24 protein-coding genes are annotated in these 25,289 nt (G+C 49.5%); 9 read left to right on the top strand and 15 right to left on the bottom strand.

Going from position 1 to position 25,289, the window contains the following annotated elements; genetic code table 11:
* Window positions 1-190: 190 nt before the first annotated feature.
* Complete coding sequence (locus H581_RS0101825; protein WP_245599865.1) at window positions 191-799, bottom strand: TetR/AcrR family transcriptional regulator; 609 nt, start codon at window positions 797-799, stop codon at window positions 191-193.
* Between the two features lie 172 nt (window positions 800-971).
* On the opposite strand from H581_RS0101825, the gene H581_RS32740 reads away from it, so the two are divergent.
* The 3 genes from H581_RS32740 (at window position 972) to H581_RS0101835 (ending at window position 3,213) form a co-directional block, all read left to right on the top strand.
* Window positions 972-2,174, top strand: a complete 1,203-nt coding sequence (locus H581_RS32740) for a YhgE/Pip domain-containing protein (RefSeq protein ID WP_051250385.1) — start codon at window positions 972-974, stop codon at window positions 2,172-2,174.
* Window positions 2,175-2,325: 151 nt separating this feature from the next.
* Window positions 2,326-2,925, top strand: coding sequence for a hypothetical protein (locus H581_RS37610; protein WP_156889476.1), 600 nt, complete (start codon window positions 2,326-2,328; stop codon window positions 2,923-2,925).
* A 39-nt stretch (window positions 2,926-2,964) separates the two neighbouring features.
* Window positions 2,965-3,213 (top strand): hypothetical protein, encoded by a 249-nt coding sequence (locus tag H581_RS0101835; RefSeq protein ID WP_028608519.1) that lies wholly within the window; start codon window positions 2,965-2,967, stop codon window positions 3,211-3,213.
* Between the two features lie 256 nt (window positions 3,214-3,469).
* On the opposite strand, the gene H581_RS0101840 is transcribed toward H581_RS0101835, so the two are convergent.
* From H581_RS0101840 to H581_RS0101885, 10 genes are all read right to left on the bottom strand, one after another.
* On the bottom strand, window positions 3,470-3,691 hold the full coding sequence (locus H581_RS0101840; RefSeq protein ID WP_028608520.1) for a hypothetical protein: 222 nt from the start codon (window positions 3,689-3,691) through the stop codon (window positions 3,470-3,472).
* A 650-nt stretch (window positions 3,692-4,341) separates the two neighbouring features.
* On the bottom strand, window positions 4,342-4,470 hold the full coding sequence (locus H581_RS37615; protein WP_156889477.1) for a LacI family DNA-binding transcriptional regulator: 129 nt from the start codon (window positions 4,468-4,470) through the stop codon (window positions 4,342-4,344).
* A gap of 237 nt (window positions 4,471-4,707) precedes the next feature.
* Window positions 4,708-6,270 (bottom strand): DUF3369 domain-containing protein, encoded by a 1,563-nt coding sequence (locus H581_RS0101850; protein WP_051250386.1) that lies wholly within the window; start codon window positions 6,268-6,270, stop codon window positions 4,708-4,710.
* Window positions 6,267-8,354: a sensor histidine kinase gene (locus tag H581_RS36195; protein ID WP_084134412.1), complete on the bottom strand. Its 2,088-nt coding sequence runs from the start codon at window positions 8,352-8,354 to the stop codon at window positions 6,267-6,269. Before H581_RS36195 ends, H581_RS0101850 begins: the two co-directional genes overlap by 4 nt.
* Window positions 8,355-8,485: 131 nt before the next feature.
* Window positions 8,486-9,577, bottom strand: a complete 1,092-nt coding sequence (rlmN, locus tag H581_RS0101860) for a dual-specificity RNA methyltransferase RlmN (protein WP_028608522.1) — start codon at window positions 9,575-9,577, stop codon at window positions 8,486-8,488.
* A gap of 528 nt (window positions 9,578-10,105) precedes the next feature.
* Complete coding sequence (locus H581_RS32750; RefSeq protein ID WP_036717403.1) at window positions 10,106-11,293, bottom strand: trans-sulfuration enzyme family protein; 1,188 nt, start codon at window positions 11,291-11,293, stop codon at window positions 10,106-10,108.
* A complete protein-coding gene (locus H581_RS0101870; protein ID WP_028608523.1) occupies window positions 11,290-12,117 on the bottom strand; it encodes a carbohydrate ABC transporter permease in 828 nt (275 codons plus the stop codon). Before H581_RS0101870 ends, H581_RS32750 begins: the two co-directional genes overlap by 4 nt.
* Window positions 12,117-12,998, bottom strand: coding sequence for a carbohydrate ABC transporter permease (locus tag H581_RS0101875; RefSeq protein WP_028608524.1), 882 nt, complete (start codon window positions 12,996-12,998; stop codon window positions 12,117-12,119). The genes H581_RS0101870 and H581_RS0101875 overlap by 1 nt, the downstream gene beginning before the upstream one ends.
* 58 nt (window positions 12,999-13,056) lie before the next feature.
* Window positions 13,057-14,382 (bottom strand): ABC transporter substrate-binding protein, encoded by a 1,326-nt coding sequence (locus tag H581_RS0101880; RefSeq protein ID WP_036717406.1) that lies wholly within the window; start codon window positions 14,380-14,382, stop codon window positions 13,057-13,059.
* A gap of 91 nt (window positions 14,383-14,473) precedes the next feature.
* The gene (locus tag H581_RS0101885; protein WP_028608526.1) at window positions 14,474-15,157 is read right to left on the bottom strand and encodes a FadR/GntR family transcriptional regulator; all 684 of its coding nucleotides are present in this window, start codon (window positions 15,155-15,157) and stop codon (window positions 14,474-14,476) included.
* Between the two features lie 272 nt (window positions 15,158-15,429).
* On the opposite strand from H581_RS0101885, the gene H581_RS0101890 reads away from it, so the two are divergent.
* Genes H581_RS0101890 through H581_RS0101900 form a run of 3 tightly spaced genes read left to right on the top strand, consistent with a single transcriptional unit; the run spans window position 15,430 to window position 19,368 of the window.
* Entirely contained in the window at window positions 15,430-17,025 is a 1,596-nt protein-coding gene (locus tag H581_RS0101890) for a spore germination protein (protein WP_028608527.1), read from the top strand.
* Window positions 17,026-17,043: 18 nt separating this feature from the next.
* Window positions 17,044-18,222: a Ger(x)C family spore germination protein gene (locus H581_RS0101895; protein ID WP_028608528.1), complete on the top strand. Its 1,179-nt coding sequence runs from the start codon at window positions 17,044-17,046 to the stop codon at window positions 18,220-18,222.
* Window positions 18,223-18,267: 45 nt separating this feature from the next.
* Window positions 18,268-19,368, top strand: coding sequence for a GerAB/ArcD/ProY family transporter (locus H581_RS0101900; protein ID WP_028608529.1), 1,101 nt, complete (start codon window positions 18,268-18,270; stop codon window positions 19,366-19,368).
* Between the two features lie 156 nt (window positions 19,369-19,524).
* Here H581_RS0101900 and H581_RS0101905 read toward each other — a convergent pair whose 3' ends face one another.
* A complete protein-coding gene (locus H581_RS0101905; RefSeq protein WP_028608530.1) occupies window positions 19,525-20,265 on the bottom strand; it encodes a Bax inhibitor-1/YccA family protein in 741 nt (246 codons plus the stop codon).
* Between the two features lie 79 nt (window positions 20,266-20,344).
* A complete protein-coding gene (locus H581_RS0101910) occupies window positions 20,345-20,707 on the bottom strand; it encodes a winged helix-turn-helix transcriptional regulator (protein ID WP_028608531.1) in 363 nt (120 codons plus the stop codon).
* Window positions 20,708-20,852: 145 nt separating this feature from the next.
* Between H581_RS0101910 and H581_RS0101915 the strand changes: the two genes are divergently transcribed.
* On the top strand, window positions 20,853-22,073 hold the full coding sequence (locus H581_RS0101915) for an MFS transporter (protein ID WP_028608532.1): 1,221 nt from the start codon (window positions 20,853-20,855) through the stop codon (window positions 22,071-22,073).
* A 103-nt stretch (window positions 22,074-22,176) separates the two neighbouring features.
* Here H581_RS0101915 and H581_RS0101920 read toward each other — a convergent pair whose 3' ends face one another.
* On the bottom strand, window positions 22,177-22,707 hold the full coding sequence (locus H581_RS0101920; protein WP_245599867.1) for an SRPBCC family protein: 531 nt from the start codon (window positions 22,705-22,707) through the stop codon (window positions 22,177-22,179).
* Window positions 22,708-22,870: 163 nt separating this feature from the next.
* On the opposite strand from H581_RS0101920, the gene H581_RS0101925 reads away from it, so the two are divergent.
* Together H581_RS0101925 and H581_RS0101930 are read left to right on the top strand one after the other, a co-directional pair.
* Window positions 22,871-23,200: an ArsR/SmtB family transcription factor gene (locus H581_RS0101925; RefSeq protein ID WP_028608534.1), complete on the top strand. Its 330-nt coding sequence runs from the start codon at window positions 22,871-22,873 to the stop codon at window positions 23,198-23,200.
* Window positions 23,178-23,636, top strand: a complete 459-nt coding sequence (locus tag H581_RS0101930; RefSeq protein ID WP_051250388.1) for an SRPBCC family protein — start codon at window positions 23,178-23,180, stop codon at window positions 23,634-23,636. The genes H581_RS0101925 and H581_RS0101930 overlap by 23 nt, the downstream gene beginning before the upstream one ends.
* A gap of 27 nt (window positions 23,637-23,663) precedes the next feature.
* On the opposite strand, the gene H581_RS0101935 is transcribed toward H581_RS0101930, so the two are convergent.
* Window positions 23,664-25,217 carry a BCCT family transporter gene (locus H581_RS0101935; RefSeq protein WP_028608536.1) on the bottom strand — a complete coding sequence of 518 codons (1,554 nt, stop codon included), beginning with the start codon at window positions 25,215-25,217 and terminating at the stop codon, window positions 23,664-23,666.
* Window positions 25,218-25,289: the final 72 nt, after the last annotated feature.

Consider the following 25,289-nt stretch of genomic DNA (forward strand, 5'->3'; position numbering starts at 1 on the left):
GTTTCCTATATTCATATGTCATTGCCGTAGCACATAAGCATGCAAAAAAAGATAATCATAAAGGATGTGAGCGCTTTAAGGCTTTACGCCGGCACGATACGCTCGAACCCATAGCCAAGCGGTATGGCATCGACAGAAGCGGCTTCTTGCCGTCAATCTATCCCCTATCGTCCAACCGATCGGGGCAAGCCTAAAGGCCAAATCCCAAGTTGGCAAGCGGGCCCCGCCTCGTCATTCGGGTGAGCAGTAAAGCCATGTAGGCCGGTGAATAGTTCATGCCGCTTTCAAACCAATGCTGGATTACGCCGACATTCGCCGATGTCACATAAGCCAGGAAGAACTCGCGGGGCACGGCCATATTACCCGGCTGCAACTCAACCAGCTTCTCGAACAGCTGCTCCTTCATCACTTGTTTCAAGGCATCCGGGAACGACGGATCCCCCTTCGGTCCAAGCATGACTTTCATAAAAGAGGCGTGCTCGGCCAAATACTGAAATACGCTTATGATAACGGGATTAGCCTCCTCTTCCGAGGCGAGCTCAATCATCAATTTCGGCGAAGCTCGCCGGAAGTAAGGAAGAAGACCTTCAATCAACTCCTTCTTGCTCTGTTCGAGCAGATCGTATTTATCCTTATAGTGCAAATAGAAGGTTCCCCGGTTTAAGCCCGCGCGGGAAGTCAAATCGCTCACGCTTGTCGCCTCGAAGCCCTTCTCCTCCATGAGGCCGATAAGGGCATCCCGCAGCATTTGCCTGGTTCGAACGATCCTTCCATCTATTTTATCCATCGATTCCGGCACGACAGTCAGCCCCCTTCTGTTCATTATCCCGCAGCAGCAGGACAGATGCAGAGTTTATCGTTCATTAATGAACATTTCAACCTGAATTGATTATTGATACCGTTCGTTATTTCATTATAATAAACATTGTGTTCAATAATCAACTACTTGTTCATTAATAGGAGGTATTTTGATGAATACTTGGAAAAACCTGCTGTCTCAGAAGCTGCTATGGATAGGAGCCGTCGTCATGGCCGTCGTCCTGACGGTATTCGGGCTTGCGATGATGGGAACGGCGCTCGGAGCGAAGCCGAAGGAAATCCCCGTTGCTATCGTTGTGCTGGACGAAGGAGCCGATCTGCCGACAGGGGATAAGCTGAATGCCGGAGCAATGATGAAGGAGAAGCTGTTGTCCAATGAACAGCTGCCGCTGGAATGGACCGTCTTAGCCTCGGAGGAGGAAGCGATGGATGGCATGCATGACAAAAAATATTATGGCGCGCTCTTAATCCCCGCCGATCTAAGCGCCAACCTCGCTACGCTGGCTTCGCCCGATCCCAAGCAGGCTGTGATAAAAGCCATTGTCAACGAGGGACTCAACATGCAGGCCGCATCTTCCGTAAAACAAATTTTCCAGCAGGTCATCGCAGGCGTGAATATGGAATTTGCCGGACAAATCCTTCAGCAGCTGAGCGCGAATACGCCGCAAATTCCGGCACAGACGGCGCAGGCGCTGCTCACGCCAATCGCCCTTGATACCCAAACCATAAATCCGGTAGGCGCTAATCAAGCAAATGGCGGAGCTCCTAACATTCTGACCCAAATGCTATGGCTGGGGAGTCTCGTCATCGGCGCGTTCTCGTACCTTGCCGCAAGCAAGGCTGCGCCTGCGTCTAACCGCTGGGCGCTTCGCACCGCTCAAACGGCTGCCGGACTCATCGGCACCGGCTTGGCGGCAAGCCTGCTGCTGTGGATGGCCGCCGGCTGGTACGGCATGGAGGTCAATGCGGCGAGTGACCTGTGGCTTCTGCTGCTGCTGGCTGGAGCATCGTTCTATCTGCTGCAATCGGCGCTCTTGAACTGGCTGGGAGTTCCGGCGATGGGCATTCTCGTGCTGCTTATGTTCTTCTCCATGCCGGTCATTGGAATGGCGCCGGAGTTTCTGCCGGAGGTCGCACGGAATTGGCTCTATTCATGGGTGCCGTTCCGTTTCGTCGCCGATGGATTGCGCGATGTCATGTACTTGGGCAGCACGGATTCCTTGAACGGCATTCTGTCCGTCCTTGGCGCAATCGCAGGGGTAAGCTTGCTCGCCGCAATAGCGGCACCTCTCTCCCGTACGGTTAATCCGGGAACGTCCGCCGGCCAATTAAATAAAGCAAATCGGCAGGTATGATGCTAATGCACTTAGACTGTTAATGACGGGCGATAACACGGGGTAAGCTGATTCGAATGTAGAAACAGCGGCAGTTTGGGGACAGAAAAAGTCCTGGACTGCCGCTGTTTTGTTGAATTATCGAACTACGGAAATGACTGAAGAGGAAGTAATGGTTCAAATGAATAGTGACCAGATCTCTACAACGTCATTCTCTACAATGTCACTCGTATCATGTGGTACTGCGACTTCTTATGATTGTATTAAAGAGACAGAATGGCTTAAACTTGAAACATGGGTGTACAGATACGGTTCTTATGGAACAGTTTCTTCTCGGTTCGAATGGTTAAAGGTTCCCTCAAATACGGATATTGATGTTTTTGCTATTGGACTAAATTCTAATTTCTCTCCTACTCCTGGTACTGAATCTCTATCTTACAAATATGATTTATGTGATCCACTATCTGGTGTTTGTACTACCTTTGAGAACCCAAAGTCAGTTGCCGACAAGAGAGATGGTGGTGGTTATGCATTCAAAATTGATTTGAACAATAACCCTTACCATAGAAATCATCGCGGCTACATGAAGTATAGTTTTACTCCTAACGTAAGCAATGCTATAGTTGCGGATGCATATAGTCATTATGCCCACCAAGTTAGGACTTTTAGTATAAACCCATCGATTACCATGCCGTTGGGGGGAGGACTTAGTCTTTCTTACGGAAATGACTTTTCGTATGTACATGGCCACGCTCAATTAAAACCTTGGTAAAACTAGATTGAAATCAAAAATGAAATGGGATGAAATTTAATGAGCAGATTAATTGTGACTATTATATCCCTACTTTTAATTATTTCGATTGGTCTAAATGTTTTTTTTCTAACTAATCATTCTTCAGAATCCGAATCGAATTACATTGATGACGATTTTACAGCAGCACTTGGAAGGATATCAGGTGCGTTGGAGAGAGATGATTATTTTGCTGCTATTGAACAAGCTAATATAGTAAATGCCTTATCGAAATACACTTCTTTTTTCAAAAGAGAATTCATTTGTTAATTCTTATGCTTCAGTTATCTTTACCACTCTGAGAGACGTATATCTCAGAGATGTAAAATTGAATGATATAAACGATATGGGAAAGTTGTTTCATCAATTACAACTCGACCCTATAAATGAAACGGCAGCAAGTGAATTACTAATTTTACTCAAGGATCATCCTTAACTATTGGAATTTCAGATTGTAAAAAGTGGTTGTGCAAAGTTTCTGCCCAACCACTTTTTCTTTTTTGTCATCTTATTGCTATCAACATAGTCAAGGGTTTATCTCACGTGCTTCATAATCATTTTCAGTGTCATTATCTTTATTTTGCATAACCTGTTTCGTCAAGTTTTCTGCCGCTTCTTCGTTAATGGAATTCTCCGCCGATACATGCTCTATCGCATTCTGAGCATAGCTTGTGCCCGAGTGATTTAAATTGGTAAAGGCAACCGGCTGCTTCTCAATATTGGAGTTGCTTAGCTGATCTTGTTTCATTAGAATCCGACCTCCATTCTATTTATATTCAGGTTATTTTGGATGAATTCGTTAAATAATATGCACATATAGGTGATTTCTCGGTGATCATCTAATATTAGGAACACTTTTAAATCATTCGAACTTCATTCTCGGCTTCACAAACCTTAACAAAAGATCTGAAACATTGTGATCACGGAGCCAATTGGTCAGTAGGAGCAAATGCAAACCAAATCCAGCATCAATGATGGGTAAAATCCAATATAGCTTTCGCCAATGCTCGTTATGATGGACGAAAACCCATTATAGCTTTCGCCAATACGAGCTATAATGGATTTTTGCAGTAACTTTGGTTCTTGGTTCGACTATTCTCTCTCTATACTGGATTCAATCCAGTGTTATGAACGGTTTTGGAAGAAAAACGGCGTTTGAAGCCTGACAAAGTGGATGGAATACAGGATAGCAGACAATGTAAGCCAAATCCGGCATCTATACTAGATGAAATCCGCTATATAATCAAAAAATCCATTAAGTATGTATGCTCTTAAACTATCAAGAGATAAGACACACCATGGAGAGGAATATGAAAAAAGTTTAGAAACTATAACACGTTAATTGGATATTACCTCCGAGGAATGATTGAAGCTGCCAATCCGTGAGCTTCATTCCTATTACAGCTGTTGCATTGCGATTTGAATCTTCGTGCTGATGGACGTATCTCCTCTTAGAGCCATGGAGACCGCCATCTTCGACAAGCCCAGCTCATTGGCGATATCTACAAGTTTCACCTTTTTTTTCATGCTGTCAAAGTCTCCTTAAGCAATTGTTCGTAATATCGAGTCTGGATGATTAGGCAAATTATAAGTGCGATTTCCAGTCAAATCAATGAACGATATAAGTTGGACGATCTTACATCTGCTGCTATCGCTTCGAGAGTTAAGTAACCATTTAGAGAACGATTCGGCATTCGAAGTCAAAGCCTTTTGCTCCGGGATCCAGCTTAAACTGCCAGTTCTCTTGCGGCTGCATGCTGTGCCTTAAAATATTTTTTCGTCCGCATACTTCTCTCTGATAACCAGAAATTCATCGATATGCTCCATGAACAAATCCGTGAGAACAGGGTCGAAATGCTCTCCCCTCTGCTCCTGCAAAAAAACGATAATATCGGCGATCGCCCACGCTTTCTTGTAGACGCGGTCGCTGGCAAGAGCGTCAAATACGTCCGCGAGGGCGGTCAGACGCCCGTAAATATGTATTTCATCCCCTTTAAGCCCCTGAGGATAGCCGCTGCCGTTATACTTCTCGTGATGCTGCAGGGCAATGATGGACGCTGTTTTCATAATCGGCCTGCCGGAATGCTTCAGCATATCATAACCGGATTGCGCGTGCGTCTTCATGATCTCGTATTCCCCGGCGGTCAACTTACCCGGCTTATTCAGAATCGCATCGCTGATGCCGACCTTTCCGATGTCATGCATCGGGCTTGCAAGGCTGATCAGCTCGGCCTCTTCGTCCGGCAGCCCGTATTTCAGCGCCAGCAGCTTCGTGTATTCGGCAACGCGCTTAACGTGAAAGCCCGTTTCCTTCGATCTTGTCTCCGCAATCTCGCCAAGCGTATAAATGATTTCCTTCTGGGTGCTCTCGATCTCCCGGTTTAGGGCCACATTCTCGAACGCAGCCAATATATTGGCGCAATAGACCTCGATCAAATAACGGTCCCATTCCGATAAAGCCTTCCCGCGCTTGAAATAGATCATTTTCTCCGTACCCGAACTGTTCCGGTAATAGCAGGTGAAGCCGTCACCCGGAATGAAGCGTACGCTCGACAAGGCCGCGCTCCCGGCTTCAGCCAATACTTCGGACGGCAGCTTCTGCGGACCGGCCGCAGACGCAAATTTTCCGCTGCCTGCCAGCTTGCTCCAGCTGCCGTTTTCCTTCTGCAGGACTAAACCCTCGGAGCTGCTCTCCGCATCAAGAATGGAGGTTAACTGGGCAAGCACGTCGCGCGCAAGCTCCTTCAACGAATACACGTTCAATATGGAAGAAGAGGAGCGCACCACATCCTCCAGCCCCTTCCTATTGCTTTGAATCATTCTCAGATCCCGATAAGAACGCAATGAGGATAGGATTGTCGTAAAAAGCTTCTGCGCCGTAAGCTCCGTTTTTTCCTTATAATCGTTTATATCGTATTTCACAATGACTTCCTGTTCCGGCGCCTGCCCCGGCTGGCCCGTCCGCAGAATGATGCGTACCGCGCTGTTCCGAAGCTCGCGGCGGATGAAATCGACGACCTCAAGCCCGGCCTCATCCTTCTCCATGACGACGTCGAGCAGTACGACCGCAATATCCGGCTCTGCCCGCAGTACGGCTCTTGCTTCCTCCCCGGAATAGGCGTGAAGAAACCGCAGCCCTTTCCCTTCGAATTCAAAGCCGCCAAGAACGAACGCGGTCACCTTATGAATTTCCTCGTGATCGTCGACGATTAAGATAGGCCAGGAATCCTGCGGGGCATCTTCCTCACTGTCCTCCCCCTCGTCCAGAAAGACGAGTTCGTCCTGATCCTCTGATAATGGCAGCTCTTCATCTGTCCGAGATATCATGTTATTTTCTCCTCCAGAGGTATATTAATAAGAAAGGCAGCGCCTTGGCCGGGCTCGCTCTCGCATTCGATCTTACCGCCGAGCGACTGCGTGACCAGGTTGTAAATAATATGCATGCCGAGACCGGTGCCTCCGCCGCCGCGGTTTGTCGTAAAGAACGGATCGAATATTTTATCCTTCACTTCCGGCGGCATACCTTTGCCGTTATCCCGGTACTCCATCCACAATTCCGAGGTTTCCTTCCGCACCGTCAGCCGGATCGTCCCGCTCTCGCCCGGGTCATAGGCGTGAATCATCGAATTCATCAGGAAGTTGGTTAAAATCTGCGAGAACGCTCCCGGGTAGCCGGTAATGTCTATATCGTCCGGGCACTCGAGCTGCACGTCCAGCTTCGTTTGATTCAGCTTCGGTCCAAGGCTGATCAGCACCTCCTGCAAGTACTGCTTCACGTTGAACTGCCGTTTGTTCTCGTGGGATTGATCAACCGCGACAAGCTTGAAGCCATTGATCAGCTCCGACGCCCGCTTCAAGTTATAAGAGATAATATGAGAGGACTCGCCTGCCAGCTTGATATAGTTGTCCAGGTCGGATTTCTTCAATTTATTGCTCTGCAGGATTGCGGAGAAATCGCCTGTCTTCTGCTTCAAGTGCGACGCAGCCGTCACACTGACGCCAACGGGCGTATTGATTTCATGGGCAATCCCCGCCACTAGAGCCCCAAGCGCCGCCATTTTCTCCGATTCGACCAGCTGCCTTTGCGCATCCTTCAGGTCGCCGAGCGTCTTCTGAAGCTCCTTGGTGCGCTCGTCGACCGTCATCTCCAGCTCCTGCGACCATCTGGCCTGCTTGTTCGACAGATCCTCAACGGCGTAGAACGCCTTCGAAAATTTTCTGGACAGCATGAACGCCTGCGCGAAAATAAACACGAACACGCCGAACTTCGCCATATCGATGGTCGGAATGATGTTGTTGTAGTACAGCAGATCGTTAAAAATAGTGAGCGCCATAATGACAAACAGGATGCAGCAAAACAAGGCCCCTTCCCTCTTCCTTATCGCAGCGCGGATAAAGACGCCGACGACATAAGGTGCGAGAATAAGCAGCAGAACGTGGGTCAGCACCAGCGTAGGCGTGAAAATCGTAGTCGGGGCCGCCACAACGACGACGCCAAGCGCCCCGTATACGGCCGTCCCGAGACGGACCATCCCCTTATGCGTTTCCTTGGGAAACAGCTGCTGCACATATAACAGAAATAATACCGGTCCGAAATATTGCCCGATATATTCAAATTTCTTATAGATTTCAAAGCTCATGTCCGGAAAAATATGATTAATGATTACCTCGCCCAGAAACAGCGACCGCAGGCCGAACAAGAGACAAAAACCGCCAAAGTAAAGCGGCGTTAAATCCTTCCTCCTGCTAAAATATAGCCCCAAATGGTATAGACCCATAATAACGATCCCGCCTGCCGCGAACAGCTCCTGCGCGAGACGCATCGTCGTGAATTCCGACACTTCCCCGGCTTCGCCCAGCCGCAGCTCGTCCCAGATGCCGCCTGTCCGCTGGACGTAATTGGACACCTGAATGACGATCTCCACCTCATCCTCCGCCGGAAAAACAATGGATTGGGGGAGATACTTCGCTTCCATCTCCGTCTTCGACGCTCCAACCTTGCCGGCCGACGCCTTTACTTCCCCGTTAATCCAAAGCTTATAAGCCGATTCGATCCCGAACGGCAAATAAAGGGCTAACAGCCGATCCTGCGCAGTCGCATCCAGCTTCATGATCAGTCTGTAGGTGGCATGGCCGTGTCCGGCCTTCAGGTAGCCATGGTTTCTCCAGAAGCCCGGCACCTTGATGTAACCGCTGTCTTGACTTCCCTGCAGCTCGTCCGGACTTAGCAGCTGTCCCGGGTACAGCGACCATTCCCCGTTCAGCTTCACGCTGCCGTTCTGGGCAAAAAGCCAGCGGCTCAAGTCGATCCTGCCTGCCTCCGCTTCCGGCATGGAAGAGGAGGCGGAGCAGCCGGATAATAGAAGCAGAAAGAGAAGTAGTGCCACAGTACTGCTATATCTCTTTTTCATAGCTATATCGTCCCTATCGGAAGTTTGTCATCCCTATCATTTATACCATATTTCGACAAGAACGGGATATAGGAACAACAAGAAAAAGCGCATCCGACAGGATCGGATACGCTTGCTTTGTACGGTTATGATCAGCCCAATGCCGCACTGTTCGGATCAGGCCTGTCTTCCTTCTTCATCTGCTTGCTTCTCAGCTGTCCGCAAGCGGCGTCGATATCGGTTCCGTGCTCCAGACGGACGCTGACGCTGAAATTGCGCTTCTTGAGCGTATCATAGAATGCCAGGATCGATTCCTGCTCGCTTCTCTGATACTGGCTGTGCTCATCGACCGGATTATAGGGAATCAGATTCACGTTGACGAGATCTCTTCTGGCATCCAGAAGATCGGCAAGCTCGAGCGCATGCTCCTTGCGGTCGTTGACATCCTTCAGCAAAATATATTCGATCGTCACTCTGCGTTTCGTTTTGTCCAAATAATAATCGACGGACCGCATTAATTTCTCAATCGGAATCGCCCGGTTGATCTTCATGATCCGCGTACGCAGCTCGTTGTTCGGCGCATGGAGGGAAACCGCCAGATTCACCTGAAGATTCGAGTCCGTGAACTCCACGATTTTATCCGCAAGACCGCTTGTCGATACGGTAATATGTCTTGCGCCGATGGCCAGACCCTTATGATCCTTGACCACGCCCAGAAAATCGACCATGTTCACAAAATTATCGAACGGCTCGCCAATGCCCATGACGACGATGTGGCTCACCTTCTCGCCCTGCCGCGCTTCGTCTAGATGAAGCTGAACCTTCATGATTTGCTCTACAATTTCGCCGCTCGTCAAATCGCGGCTCTTGGCCAGCAGACCGCTCGCGCAGAAACTGCATCCGATGTTGCAGCCCACCTGGGTCGTGACGCAGACCGATAATCCGAATTTATGCCGCATAAGCACGGTTTCGATCAAGTTTCCGTCCGTCAGCCTGAACAAAAACTTGTTCGTTCCGTCAACCGACTCCTGCCTCAGATGTTCGCTCAAGGTGGAGATGACAAAATGATCGGATAAGAGCTGCAGACAATCCGTATTCACGTCAACCATCGCGGCGAATTCCGTTACCCGCTTCCGGTACAGCCACTCCCATACCTGCGCCGCCCGGGATTTCTTATGGCCTCTCTCCCCAAGCCACGCCGTCAATTGATCTAATGTTAATCCATAGATGGATTGCTTGTTCATGGTTACCCTCTTTTCACAAATCCGTTGCTTATAATCTGCTTATTATTGTCCCAAAATTCGACGGCGAACACAAGTGGGAGAGCCAGCCATTCCAGCGGCCAAGGCAAAAAGAAAAGCGCCGGGCAGGCGCTCTTCTTACCGTCATTCGAATTTTTCCGGGAATTGCTTGATAACGCCTTCCGTCAGGATCTCTTGTTTTTTCATTACGAGTTGTTGTATTAAGAGTGTGCCTCTCCATTTTCTCCGTCCTTGAAGTTTGCTTATGATATTATAAAAGCATAAAAGCCTCTTTGACTTCCTAAGTTGTTGTATATTTTTTTAGGCAATATCTTAGTTATTTGTTCGAGCTCGTCTAACATTTCAATAATTTGATTTTCATTTATTTCTTTTTCTTAGATCGAACTATTAATAACAAGATTATTTACTTTATTATACAAACCCTGAAGATGTAATTCTAATGATTGTACATTAATTTTTTCCTTAATAAAATATGGTTTATACGTTTCTAGAATAAATAAATACGTAATTTTATGCGTCTTTCCACGCCTGATTGATATCCCGAATGAGATCCTTCGGCTCTTCCAATCCCACATACAATCGAACGACGGATGCTTCCATTTGCTCTTCCTTCCCGGCACCCAACCGGTTAACCGTCACCAGGCTTTCAAAGCCGCCCCAGCTCACGGCGATTTTGAAATACTGCAGCCGCCCGGCCCATTCCTTCAGCTTCTCCCTCGGCTCGTTCGATACAAAGGAAAATAAACTGCTGAAGCCCGACATCTGGCGCTTCGCGAGCTCATGCTGAGGATGCCCCGGCAGTCCGGGATGATTGACGCGAGCGGCAAAAGACTGCTTGCCTATATATTCCGCCACCTGGAGCCCGCTCTCTTCATGCCGACGCATGCGCAGCGGAAGCGTCCGCAGCCCTTTGGATACGAGCGCCGCCGTCTGAGGCGTCATAATTCCGCCGAGCAGCATGTATTCGGTGCTTGCGATTTGCTCCATCAAAGCCTTGGAGCCCAGCACCACGCCTCCAATACAATCGCTGTGCCCGCCGATATATTTGGAAATGGAATGAACCACTAAATCGATCCCGAACGCAAGCGGATTCTGGAAGCAAGGCGTCGCCCACGTATTATCGACGATCGTCCGCGCGCCAGCCTCCTTTGCAAGCCCGGCAACCAGCCGCAGATCCTGCAGTTCGAACAACATCGTAGTCGGACTCTCCAAGTAGAGCAGCCTTGTGTTAGCCCGCAACGCACCGCGCCATTCCTCCATAGAGCCGCCGTCGATATACGTGGTTTCCACGCCGAACCGGCTCAAGTACGTGCTCAGAAATTCTCTCGTCGGGCCATATGCCTGATGGACAGCAACCACATGGTCTCCTTGCCCGACAACCGACAGGATCGCGGAGGAGATGGCGGCCATGCCCGATGCAAAACATTTGGCCGATTCCGCTTCTTCCATATCCGCAAGCTTCTGCTCCAAATAGGAGACGGTCGGATTATTGCCCCGCGAATAGACATGATGATCTTGAAGCCCGCTCATCGCTTGCTCGAATTGATCGTAGCTGCCGAATGCAAACAGGCTGTTCTGGTAGATGGGGACATGGATCGCCCCGTGATGCCTGGTATCCAGCGGATCGTAAGCTGCTTTGGTGAACATATGGTCACGGTGCCGTTTCATGGTTTGCGGCGTGTTCTCCTTCTGCTTCATCCTTTTTCTGCTCCTTGTGTTAAGCCTTCTACAATAAATCGCTGGGCGAAAGCAAATAGAAGAACCGTTGGAATTATCGATAAAACCGTGCCTGCCGACATCGCTCCCCAGTCCACGTCAAATTTCAAAATGAAGGAGTTCATCGCTACCGGGAGCGTCTTCAGCGCGTCGCTGTCAATGAACATAACGGCCAGAAAAAGCTCGTTCCAGTTCTGCACGAAGGCGAAGATGAAGGTGGATGCGATTCCCGGCAGCATGACCGGAATAACGACACGGATTAAGGCCGACCATCTCGAGCAGCCGTCAATCATGGCCGCTTCTTCGAGACTGGACGGGATCCGCTGGAAAAAGCCGCGCAGCATAATCGTCGAGAACGGAATAAGAATGACCGTATACATAAGAAGCAGCGAGATGCGGCTGTTAATTAGGTTCATGCTGCTCATCATAAAATATAGCGGCGCGAGCGCGACGAAGCCCGGCAGCATCTGCGTGGCGAAGAACGCCAGCATAATCTGCTTGTGTCCGCGAAAGGTAAACCGCGCCAGCACATATGCGCTTAATATGGCGATGATCAGCACAATCGATGCAGCCAGAATGGATATCAGCAGACTGTTGCCGATATAGACGTGAAACTTTGATATTTTAAAAATATTAATATAATTCTCAAGCGACATTCGCTCCGGCCAGTACTTCAGCGGGAATGAGAAAATATCCCTCTGCGGCTTCAGCGACGTAATGACGATCCAATAGAGGGGGAAAACCATTACGAGCAAATGAAGCGTCAAAAATACGATTTTCGACAGGCCCAGCACCCGAAGTTTCATCAGAAATCCCCCGCTTTCTCCGCCTTGGTGACCGACAGGTAGAAGATCGTGTACAGCAGCAGAATCGCTATCATAATGACGCCGATGGCGGAAGCCGCTCCGTAATCGCCGCCATAGATGATTTTGTCGAGCATTAGGGAAGATAAAATATGCGTCCGGCCCGCCGGACCGCCGTTCGTCAAGCCGTAAATGATCGTTGGATCGTTAAATATCCAAATCGCCCTCAGCAGCGTGGTTGCGATAATAGTCGGCATAATATAAGGCAGCGTGACATTCCACAGCTTGCGCGGCCCGCTCGCGCCGTCCATATCGGCAGCCTCATACAGCTCGGACGGCACCGACTGCAGGGCGGCCAGCAGCATAATCGCAAAAAAAGCGATCCCGTACCACACATTGGCGGCAATAACGGAGAACATGGCCCACTTGGGCTCTGACAGAAAACCGATTCTTTCCTGAATAATGCCAATCCGAAGCAACAAATCGTTGATGACGCCAATCTGAGAGTTGAACATCCACTTCCAGATCATGCCGATGATAAATCCTGATAGCGCCCAGGAGTAGAAGATGAAGCCCTGATAGATCCCGCGCCCCTTAAACGGCCTCTTCAACAGCAGGGCAAGCGCCAGTCCGATCAGGAATTGAAAGACGAGCGAGAAGAATACCCAATAGCCGCTGTTCTGCAGAGCCGCTATAAATTTAGGATCCTGGAACGCAGCCGTAAAGTTCCGGAATCCGATGAAGTGGACGTTCCTTAGATCAAACAGCTTATAATCCTGGAAGGCAATCACAATACCCCGGATAAAAGGATAATAGGTGAAAGCAAGCACTAGCAGCAGAGCGGGTACCAGCCCTGACATAATGAACACCGTTTGCTTCTTCAAGACTTCACCGCCTTGGACAAAAAGGATAATGGGCGGCAATCACCGCCCACCTTGATTGCTATTTCATTTTTGCCTTCTGGTCGACCCAATAGGCGTCCCATTTCTTCAACGTTTCTTCCGCGCCGGTCTGTCCAAGCAGGAACGACTGCCCCGTCTCCATCGCAACCTGTCCCCACTGTCCCGTGCCCGGGTAATTGAACGGCGCTTTGTAGTTCACGAACGTATCCGGCTTGTTGGTCATGTCGATCAACGTCTTATAAGGACCGGTTTTGAAAAATTCATCTTCCGTCGCGCTCGTATGAATCGGAATTAAGCCGAAGTCCTTCGAGAATCCGGTATTCTCCTCTGGGCTTGAGAGGAAAGCGATCAGCTCCCATGCCGCCTCTTTATGCTCGGAGTTCGCCGTGATGCCCCATCCCGCTCCGCCGGCGGAGATAAGCGCTTTGCCGTCCGGTCCGGTCGGCATCGGGGCTGTCGCCCAAGTGCCTTCTTCCATCTTCTCCGTCACCACTTGAATGACGTCCGGATCCTGCAGCAGAATACCGGTTACGCCGGAAGTGAACGCCTGCACCTGCTCCTGGAATCCCCAGTTGATCGAATCCGGTGGCGACGCTTCCTTATAAAGGCTGAGATACAGCTCGAGCGCCGTCTTTGCTTCCGCCGTTGAGTATATCGTTGCGCCGTCCTTCGTGAACATGGAGTCATCCAAATTCACATGATCCGCGTTATAAGCAAGAATCATCGAATCGGAGTTCCCGTTCGCGCCCGGACCTCCCCGGAAGGAGAAGCCAAAGCGGTTTTTGGCTGGATCGGTAAGCTGCTTGCTAACCTCATAAAGCTCTCCCCACGTAGCGGGAACCTCAAGGCTCTTCTCCTCAAGCCAATCCTGGCGATAGAACATTTGCCTCTGGTAGAGGCCGTTAGGGACAAAATACAGCTGGCCTCCGATCGTTCCAACCGACTTCGGCACGGCGCCTACCGTAGCGAAATCGTCCCACTTCTCCGTATAGGCGTTCAATGGTTCGATATAGCCGTTATTTACAAATTCGGCTACGTTTAAATCCCTGACTTCAAGAATATCAAGCTTTTCATTTGAGGCAAGCATCGTTCTGATTTTGTTGTCGGCCTGATCGAATGGGGGTGAAATAAATTCGACTTTGATGTTCGGATGATCCGCTTCATACCTGCTGATCATGGCTTGCAGAAGCCCGGTCCGCTTCGGACTGGTCAGGCTCTCGATCATGCGAAGCGTGATCTTCTCTTCCTTGACTCCATTACCGGCAGCAGTTTCATTATTCTCCTGCGCATCGCCGCAGCCGGCCAATAGTGCAGCCGTCAAGATCGCAGCGAGCAGCGAAGCCCATATTCTCCTGTAACTCGTCATGGTTTATCGTCCCCTCTCAAATGTATCATACAGTCAACCTGTCTGATAGGTAGATTATAGGTGGACGCTCTTGACGATGTCAACAAAAAATTTACATCTGATGGGTTCTTATTTTATCTTCGATGCAGGCCATCATTTTATGAAATTCATCCATGGCTCGTTCCGTATCATGCGCTGCGATCGCATCAAACATCGTAATGTGGAAAGGATAGGTCTCATCGAAGAGCTGCTTATCTCCAAGCGGTTCATTGAAGAATTTCTCATACAAGCCGGACATGGAATCCAGGACCGTCTCGAGAACCGCATTATCTGCCGCTTTAATGACATACCGATGGAACTGCAGATCAATTCTGGACGTGTCCTTATGGCTTTCCTTAAGGATTCTGTACTCTTCCAGGCAATCCTCAAGCTCCTTAATTTGAGCCTTCGTAATGCGCTTTGATGCAAGCTCTACCGCTTTCCCTTCCAGCGCCTTCCTGACATCCAGCGTATTGAGCAGAAAGTCGCGCTCTCTCTCCACCTTCACCTTGCCGGAGAAACGAAACGTATCGACGTCCCGGACAAAGATACCTTTCCCGTTCTCCACCCGCACGATATCGACAGCCTCCAAATAGCGAAGCGCCTCTCTTAACGAAGAGCGGCCGACGCCGAACATCTGCGTCATCTCATCGACGGAGGGCAGCTTGTCCCCCTCCTTTAACTCTTTTTCTTGAATATAGTTTTGAATTTCCTGCGACACCAGCTCATGCACAAGCAATTTTTGTATTTTTCCCATTCTCTCTCTTCTCCCCCCACAGCTTGCATCCTATCTGATAGGATGATTGTAATGGACGCGGAAATCGTTGTCAATTCCAGCCGCCGCCCTTTTAAGGCTTCCGGTCGCTTGCTTTCTTTCCGACTGGCCGCCCGCACACGAATTTAACTGTGCAATAAGCTGAAATGCCTGCCGGCGCCCTTGTCAGTGGACGCCAATAATAAATCTCCCCATTTGGGCCATAATAACCCAGTACCATTCATCCGCAGCGGACGGAAGGGGGAGGAAACGCCATGCCGTTCAGGTTCAGGGGCAGCCGAATATGGAGACCAAACAATAACAATGATGCCGTAGCCGCCGAGGAGCAGCAAGCTGCAAAGCAGACTGTACTCACCGGCAGCTATTCATCCGATCTGCAGCTGTTCAAGACGAGCCTGGAACGCTTGTCCGATGTCGTCTTCCGGGAAATCCAGCTGGCGGGACCGTGCAGAGCGGTTCTTATTTATTTAGACGGAATGGCCGATGTGCATCAAATCGATACCGACATCCTCAAAGCGCTGCTGCTGGAATCGGGCGGTCGGAACTTGAAGGAAGCTGCGGCGGAAGACCTGCTTGTAAACATAGAAACGCAAGTCGTCAGTGCCGCTCAGACAATGAGAGATAATCAAATAAACAACATCATCGATCATATCCTGTCAGGCGGCACGGCGCTGCTGCTTGACGGTGTGCCGGATGCCTTGCTGATCAGTACCCAGAAATGGGATAAACGGTCGATCGAAGAGCCCGCTTCCGAACCTGTAATTCGCGGGCCGAGAGATGGATTTATCGAAAATCTGCGGACCAATACAAGCCTGATCCGCAGAAGGCTGAAGGATCAGAAGATCAAGATGGAAGCCATGCAAATAGGGCGCTTGTCCAAAACGGAAATCGTTTTGGTCTACGTGGAAGGAATCGTCGATCCGAAACTCCTTGATGAATTGAAGCAAAGATTAGAACGGATCGATATCGACGCCATTCTGGAGAGCGGGTATTTGGAGGAGCTTATTGAAGATAGCCCGTATTCCATTTTTCCGCAAATTCTGAACACGGAACGGCCCGACCGGGTTGCCGGATTCATTCTGGAAGGAAAGATCGGCATCCTTATCGATAACACGCCCTTTGCTCTTGTGCTACCGGTTACGATGTTCGACCTGCTCGGAGCATCCGAGGATTATTATCAACGGTACATCCCTTCAACGGTAACGAGATGGCTGCGGTTATGGCTGGCGTTCAGCGCACTCGTGTTTCCATCTCTATATATTGCCATCTTGACGTTCCATCAGGAGATGCTCCCGACTTCCCTGCTGCTTAGCATCGCCGCCTCGCGGGAAGCCGTCCCGTTCCCGGCCATCATCGAAGCGTTTATCATGGAGCTTGCTTTCGAGGGCCTGCGCGAAGCCGGCGTACGCCTCCCGCGTCCGGTCGGACAAGCCGTCAGCATTGTCGGCGCCTTGGTCATTGGTCAAGCAGCGGTGCAAGCCGGCCTTGTATCCGCCAGCCTCGTTATCGTCGTATCCTTTACTGGCATTGCCTCCTTCATCTTCCCGGTATACAGCTTCGGCGTCGCTGTCCGGTTGCTTCGGTTTCCGTTAATGATCATTGCCGGAACAATGGGTTTGTTCGGCATTTTGTTGGTTCTGCTTGCCATTCTGATTCATTTGGTCGGGCTTCGTTCCTTTGGCGTGCCTTATATGTATCCGGTCGCTCCACTGGACGTCAGCGGGCTTAAGGATGTGTTCATTCGCGCTCCATGGTGGGCCATGCGGAAGCGTCCGAAATCTACAAGCAGCAGTAACCCTTACCGAATGAAAAGGGGGTTGCGACCCAGAAAGCCGCATCGTAAAGGCTAATGGAGGAGGGAAAGCAAGATGGGGAAAGCAGCCGCAATTGCTGCCGCTATCGTTATAATCAGCCTATTGACTGCAGGCTGCTGGAGCAGGCAAGAGGTCAATGATATCGGTATTGTTACCGCAACCGGAATTGACCGGACGAAGTCCGGAGGAATAAAGGTATCTCTGCTCCTTGCGGTACCGCGAACGGTAGGAATGAGCGGACAAGCCGGAGGCAGCGGGGAAATCGAAAATACGGCAGGCTGGGTCATTTCCGAAGAGGGCGAGACGATTATGGATGCCTTCCGGAACATTCAAAAAAAGCTGCCCCGGAATATCTTTTATCCGCACAACCGGGCGATTGTGATCGGAGAAAACCTGGCAAGGAACGACACGTTTACCCTAATGGATTTCTTTCAGCGGTCCAGGCAGACCCAAATGCGAAGCTTCGTCCTATTCACGAAGAAGGAGGCGGCTGACATTTTGCGGTTCAAACCCAAATTCGAGAAGCTCACGGCTGAGATCATTAAGGAAGAAATGAAGACGGGAGTCAACGCGCATGTCCGGTTGAACGAGTTCATTAATATGTTTATGGAAGACGGCCAGGAGGCTTATGCGCCTCGAATCGAGATCGTCCCTTCGGAAATAAAATCAGCCTCAAAAGAAGAGCTGAATAATTTGATGCAGATGGGAGTTGGCATCATGCGTGACAATCGATTAGTCGGTTGGCTGAATGCCGAAGAAACCCGAGGGCTGCTCTGGCTTCGTGACGAAATGGAGGAAGGAGTGATAACCGTAAACATTCCTGAGAAACGAGGCGGCGGAAAAATTAGCGGAGAGGTCCAAAAGGCACACACCAAAATCAAGGTCTATTCCGTGAAAAATAGATTGAGAGTGGATGTTCGCGTGACAACCGTAATCAACATTTTTGAGAATCAGTCGCAGATTTCTTTAAAGGATTTGGAAAAAATAGCGTATGTCGAATCTTTACTGGAGAAAGATATCGAGGACAGAATTCGAATGAGTTTTAAGAAGGCGCAGCAGTTCAACTCGGATTTTGTCGGAATCGGCCGTGCGATATACAAAGCCAGCCCCGGTCTGTGGCAACAGCAGCAGGAGAACTGGAATGATAAGCTGGCGGATGTCGAATTCCAGGTCAGCGCAAAGGTTAACGTAGAAAAAATCGGAATGATTAACGAGCCGATTTCCGTTTATTAAATCAAGCATACTAGGGGCGGCGGTCCTGAAGGACGGTGACCAAATGTGGTAAAAATATCGTTGTACCAGTTGTTTTGCGGCATTCTTTTTTTCCAACAGGGAACGACAATCATCTTCGGATTCTCCTCCGGCGCGGGAAGGGACGCCTGGATCGCCTCCTTATGCGCGACCTTGCTTGGGGTCTGTCTGGTGTCCCTCTTTACCGTATTCATGCGGCTGCAGTCAGGCATGACGCTGACGGAATGGTTCCCGGACCTATTCGGCCGCTGGCTCGGGGTGCCGATCGCCTGGCTGTATCCGCTGCTATTTCTTTATGATGCGGGCAGGATCATTTCCGACCTTAAATTTACGATTAATTTGATCATGCTTCCCGGTACGCCGGCATGGGCCATTCTTGTCGCCTTTATGCTTGTTGTTGTATATATGCTGTTCACCGGAATCGAAGGGATATTCCGAATGGCCGGGATTCTCGTACCGGTCGTTATGCTCCTTTATGCGTTACAGGTCATTCTGTTAATGGCTTCAGGAACAATGCATACAGATTATTTGCTGCCCGTAGCCGGAGAAGGCTGGGGACGGATCTGGAACAATACTTGGCCGACAAGCGTCACGCAGACATTCGGTGAAACGCTCCTGTTCGCCATGTTCTGGCCTCTTGTGACGAATCAGAAGAAAGTTGCTCAAACCACGATTCTCGTCTCAATCTGCAGCGGTGTGCTGCTTACCGTATTAAATCTGTTAATGATTATGACGTTGGGAGAAGGGATTTATAAACGAAGCATCTATCCGACGATATCGATGCTGCGGTTAATCAGCGTGGGTGATTTTATCGAAAATCTGGATGCGCTCGGCCTTATGATTTTTATCTTGACGACTTTCTTCAAGCTATCCTTCTACTTGTTTGGCGCCGTGTTCGCCATTCGGCAGTTAACGTTCATCAAGAATGAGCGTCTATTCATCGTTCCGCTTGCCGCCGCCGTATTCTTCATCGGCATCACCATGGCTAATGATATTATGGAGCATATACAAGTCGGTTTTATTCATTTGCAGACTAATCTTTGGATGCCGCTGCTGATCTATCTCCCGGTTATCTTATTGCCTATTGCGTGGATTAGAAAAAAATGGATGGGGAAAGGGGCGTCTTGAAGGATATGTTATGGCCATGGGGATCGCAGATGTTCATTCATTACCCTTGGGGGACTCAGATATCGTTTGTAGCCGCCGCTATCCTGCTGTCCCTCCTATCTTGGACAAGATGGAAAAAAAAATAGCGGCGGCCCCGTGGTTTACGAACGACTGAAGCTAGTCGCGGCTCCAAATCTTGGAAAGCAGGCGAAGCATTTCGATATATAACCAGACCAGAGTCACCATCAAGCCGAATGCGCCGTACCATTCCATATATTTCGGAGCGCCTTGCTGCGCGCCGGTCTCAATGAAATCAAAATCGAGTACGAGATTCAGCGCGGCCACGATCACGATAACGACCGATATGCCGATGCCGATCAAGCTGTTATCGTGCAGATACGGGATATTGACGCCGAAAAATCCAAGCACGAAGCTTAGCAGGTAGACAAGCGCGATGCCTCCCGTAGCGGCAAATACGCCAAGCTTGAAATTCTTCGTCGCTTTGATAACCCTTGTCTTGTAAGCAACAAGCAGCGCCACGAATACGCCCATCGTCAGCAGCGCAGCCTGTAGCGTGATGCCGTTGAAGAGCGACTCGTAATTCGCGGAAAGCGCACCCAGGAACAGTCCTTCCAGAATCGCGTATACCGGCACCAAGTAAGGCGCTGTCGTAGGTTTAAAGCTAATGATCAAGACCAGAACCAAACCGGCAATCGCGCCGCCGACGGCGTAAGGAACAACATTTTGCCCGTTAAAGTACATCGACCAGGTCGAGAATGCTCCGCCTAGAAGAAGGGCCAGCATAATGAACGCTTTGTTCACGGTGCCTTCGATCGTCATGGCGTCTTGTCCGGAATAATAACCTGTTTTCTTGAACGTGCTTTCTTTCAATGTCGGATTACCGCTGCGACCTATCAAGAGTCAATCACCTCATCAGTTATTTTGAGTAGATTCTATCATATTTCCTTGCAATATCCCAGATATTTCATAATAATATTTACTTATTCAACAGATTATCTTCCAGTACGGCGTATTTATCGCCATATTCTTTAATAATATGATTCTCTCCCCAGGCGCATAGGGAATCCAGGATCGATTTCAGGCTCCAGCCGTATTCGCTAAGCTCGTACTCCACCTTCGGCGGCACTTGATTGTAGCTGATCCGGTTCACGATGCCGTCCTGCTCCAATTCCCTCAGCTGCTGCGTCAGCATTTTTTGGGTAATACCGGGCATAAGCCGCTTTAAATCGCTTGTTCTCTTCTTCCCGTACGTCAAGTGGCACAGGATCACGCATTTCCATTTGCCGCCGATCACTTCCAACGTCGCTTCCACCGAAATATTGTATTTTTTCTTGGTCATCGTCACTGCTTGGCCTCCCACCCCTCTATATATATTACTTTTTAGTGCCTATATCACTTTGAAGTGCGTACTGTTCACCGTCTCTCGAATAATCCATAATAGCACTTGCCGGCCGGCCAATACAATATAGCAGGAGTGAGCCCAAATGACTGTGGAGAAAAAGAGAAGCATGCTCGCGCTTCTGGCGTTAGCAATCAGCGCCTTTGCCATCGGAACAACCGAGTTTATCAGCGTGGGGCTTCTGCCTCTTATCGCTGAAGACCTCCATATATCCGTTTCAACTTCCGGCTTGACCGTTACTTTATATGCGTTAGGGGTCACCTTTGGAGCGCCTGTCTTAACCTCCCTGACCTCCGGCATCTCGCGTAAAACGCTGCTTCTATGGATCATGGTCGTATTTATCGCCGGCAATCTCCTTGCCGCAACCGCGGGCGGGATTGCCGTGCTGCTGGCAGCGCGCGTCATCTCCGCGTTAGCGCACGGAGTATTCATGTCGATCGGTTCCACCATCGCGGCCGACCTTGTTACGGAAGACCGCAGAGCCAGCGCGATCGCGATTATGTTCTCCGGCCTTACGGTCGCAACGGTAACCGGAGTGCCGCTCGGGACCTTGATTGGCCAACAGCTGGGCTGGCGGGCTGCTTTTATCGCCATCGTTGCCATCGGTGTCCTGGCTTTTGTCGCCAACATGATATTAATTAGCTCTAACTTGCCCAAAGGGACAAAAACGCAGCTTCGCGACCAGGTTAAACTCGTTACGAACGGACGGATGCTGCTTGCCTTCGTCATTACGGCGCTCGGCTATGGCGGCACGTTTGTCGTCTTTACCTATTTATCCCCGTTATTGCACGATATAACCGGATTTCAGGAAAAGACGGCAGCGGTCATTCTTCTTTTATACGGAATTGCCATCGCGATCGGCAACATCATTGGCGGCAAAGTAGCTAACCGCAAGCCGGTCAAGGCTTTGTTCTATATGTTCCTGATTCAGGCTGTCATTCTCTTCGTGCTGGCCTTCACGGCGCCGTTCAAAGTCGCCGGGTTAGTTACGATCTTCTTCATGGGACTGCTCGCTTTCATGAATGTGCCCGGCCTGCAGGTATACGTGGTCATGCTGGCCGAGCGATTCGCGCCGAAAGCGAAGGACGTGGCCTCCGCGGTCAATATTGCCGCTTTTAACGCCGGCATTGCCATCGGGGCTTACTTGGGCGGCGTCATAACGGATACGATCGGACTTATTCATACGACCTGGGTCGGCGCCTTGATGGTCCTGGGAGCCGTTTTCCTGACGGGATGGGGCCTTGCCTTGGACAAGAAAGATGAATCTCGAGCCGCAGCAGCCAAACCGCAACGCCTATCGGCGTAATTGTCTTCGTACGCAACCGTTTCGCGGTGAAATATAATTATTTTTAAAATAGGAGGCAATCCGTTGTCATGTCATTTTCAAAAAAAAAGCGTCAGTACCCATCCTAGGTACTGACGCTTTCATTTTCAAGTATTTTTTTGATTTTTAGCAAATCCTTCTTATTCGCGCGGCGCATCATGAATGCCATGAACGGTGCGGCCAACATGGAAAACCCTTTGGGATTCCCTCTATTTCGCAAGGACATTCGGGTCGATTGCCCGTCGACCGACTCCCATTCATAGGTCGTTTCCATGGGAAAAGGCCCGTCAGCCGTGCTCATAACAAGCATCTCGCCCGGCTTAAATGCCATGATCCGATAGACGTAATCAAGCTGCTTACCTAAAAATTCCGCTTTGAACGCGATGAGGGAACCTATTGCGAGCGGCTTAGGCGTCTGCCATTCCACCGATTTGATATTCACGTACCATTCGGGAGCATGATCGGGATTTGCCGCGTATTCCGCAACTTTGCCGCGCGGACACCGAATAATGATTTCCGTTCGAACGTCTATCATTCCCTTGCCCCTCCGTTTTTCCTTGCTCTGATCCGCTTCGAATAACGCTTTGGATTGATCTTCGGAACGCGATACGGTCATATTATTCCCTCTTTCCTTATGCCTCATAATCTTTCTTGATGGACTCCGTGCGTCATATACCAAGCATCTTTCCCTTTTCCCAAGGTCAGAATAAATCATGTTTGATCATTAGGCAAGCATTATTTAAGTTGACACTTAATTAAGTATATGCTAAATTAATGGCATGATCGATAAAGCCATTCAAGCCATAGCGGAGCCCCGGCGCAGAGATATATTACATCTCGTCCGCGATGGAGAACTTACCTCCAGCGCCATCGCGTCGCATTTTGACATATCGGCGCCTGCTATCTCGCAGCATCTTAAAGTTCTTGAAGAAGCCGGGCTCGTCGTTGTCAGGCGGGCAGGCACCAAACGATTCTACGGCATTAGGAGGGAAGGTTTTTTCGAAATCAAGCAGTTAATCGAGAGCTTCTGGGACGACAGCTTGCTGCGCCTGAAGGAAGCGGCGGAAGAGGAAGAAAGGAGAAAGCATGAATCCAACCAGCAGAAATGAAACGATTACGAAAGAAATCTTTATAGAATGCCGTCCGGAGACCTTATTCTCGTTCTTTACCGATCCCGACAAATTGGTTCGTTGGATGGGCCGTCACGTCTTACTCGATCCGAGCATCGGCGGTAAATACCGGATTGATATCAATGGCAGCGATGTTGCAATGGGCGAATATAAAGAGATGATTCCAAACGAGAAAATCGTCATGACATGGGGCTGGGAGAAATCGAAGCTTGTGCCCCCGGGATCCAGCACCGTCGAATTCAAGCTGACGCCTAAGGATAACGGAACGCTTCTAGTGTTAACCCATTACGATTTGCCGGCCACGGAAATCGCGTCTCACGAGCAAGGCTGGTCGCATTACATGGCTCGCATACAATCGCTTGGGCAAGGACAAGACCCCGGCATCGATCCTTGGTCCGAACAGGCTATGCATTAAAAAACCGACGATAATGCTTTACGAGCTTTATTTCTTTTTATCTTCATTGGCGGCCTTCTCGAGGCGCCGGAAACGTCTTAAGTCAGCTTTCCGGATCGGAAGCGGCTCTTTTCTGAGAAGCTTGACAATCGCAATCGCCAGCAGCAATAACAGCGAGGTAAATGGCAATGCCGCAATGAGTGAAGCCGTTTGCAGCGCTTCAAGTCCTCCGGCATAGAGCAGCACCCCCGCAATGGCGGACATAAGAATGCCCCATACAACTTTCGCCGCTTGCGGCGGCTGCAGGGTGCCGAATGTCGTCATACTGGACAAAATATACGTTGCAGAATCGGCAGAAGTCACAAGAAAGGTGAGAATAAGCAATATCGACAGAAAGGACAGCAGATTAGTTAGCGGCAAATGCTCGAAGGTCCGAAATAGCGCTGACGTTATATCCGCATTAACGGCAGCCGCTATGCCGGCGTCCTTGTTCAAGTCGTTCCATAAAGCCGTGCCGCCGAATGCTGCAATCCAAAGACAAGCGATAGCGGGCGGAATGATCATGACGCCCATGACGTATTCTCTTATCGTTCTCCCTCTGGAAACCCGCGCCACAAATGTACCGACGTAGGGGGACCATGCTATTGCCCAGGCCCAATAAAAAATGGTCCAATCACGTACCCAAGTTCCCCCTTGATAAGGCTGCAAACGCAGGCTGTAACTTATAAAGTTCGTAAAATAATCTCCAATCGCCAATATGAACGTTTCTAGGATGAATACAGTAGGTCCGGTAATTAAGACAAATACCAAAAAGACGATGGCAAGCCCCAAGTTCAAATTGCTTAAATAACGTATACCTTTATTGAGACCCGTAGTGGATGATAACATATAAGCAACAAAAATGATGAATATAATGACCAATTGGGTAACGATTGAATTGCCCATGCCAAATACGGCATGTAAACCGCCATTCATCTGAAGAACGCCCAATCCAATGGATGTCGCAATTCCCATAACGGTTGCGATAACCGAAAAGGTATCAATCGTATTTTTCACAACAGGGTTGCTTCCCGTGACGGGCTCAAGGGCAGTTGAAATTAGCCCGTTCTTTTGTTTGCGAAATTGAAGAAATCCAACGACCAGACCGACAATTGCAAATACCGACCATTGACTGACCCCCCAGTGAAAGAAGGAATAACCCATGGCAATTCTTGCAGCCTCTTCGGTTTGCGCTTCCACTCTTACAAACGGTGTCGAGAAAAAATGACTCATAGGCTCGGCGACGCCCCAAAAGACAAGACCTGCACCAAATCCTGCGGAGAATAACATTCCGATCCACGAGAAAAATGAGAATTCCGGCCTCTCATTCTCCCCTCCCAAGCGAATTGCGCCATATTTGCTAATGGCAAGCCCCACCAGGAAAATAATAATGATAAACACAGCAAATAAATAAAACCATCCGAAATTAACGGTTGAGAAATCAAATAGCCTGCTGGAAACAAGACCAAACTGTTCCGGAATGACCGCTCCGAGCAAAACCAATAGCAATATGATGACAGCCGATATTGAAAAAACGGGATTTTTCCAAATCATTTTACCCATGTCAGGCCCACCTTTACAATAAACTTCCTCCTTATGCTTCCCTAACAGGAATTTATTATGAATGCCGCCTGA

It is taken from the genome of Paenibacillus harenae DSM 16969 (genome assembly GCF_000422465.1).
GTDB classification, from domain to species: Bacteria; Bacillota; Bacilli; order Paenibacillales; family Paenibacillaceae; genus Pristimantibacillus; species Pristimantibacillus harenae.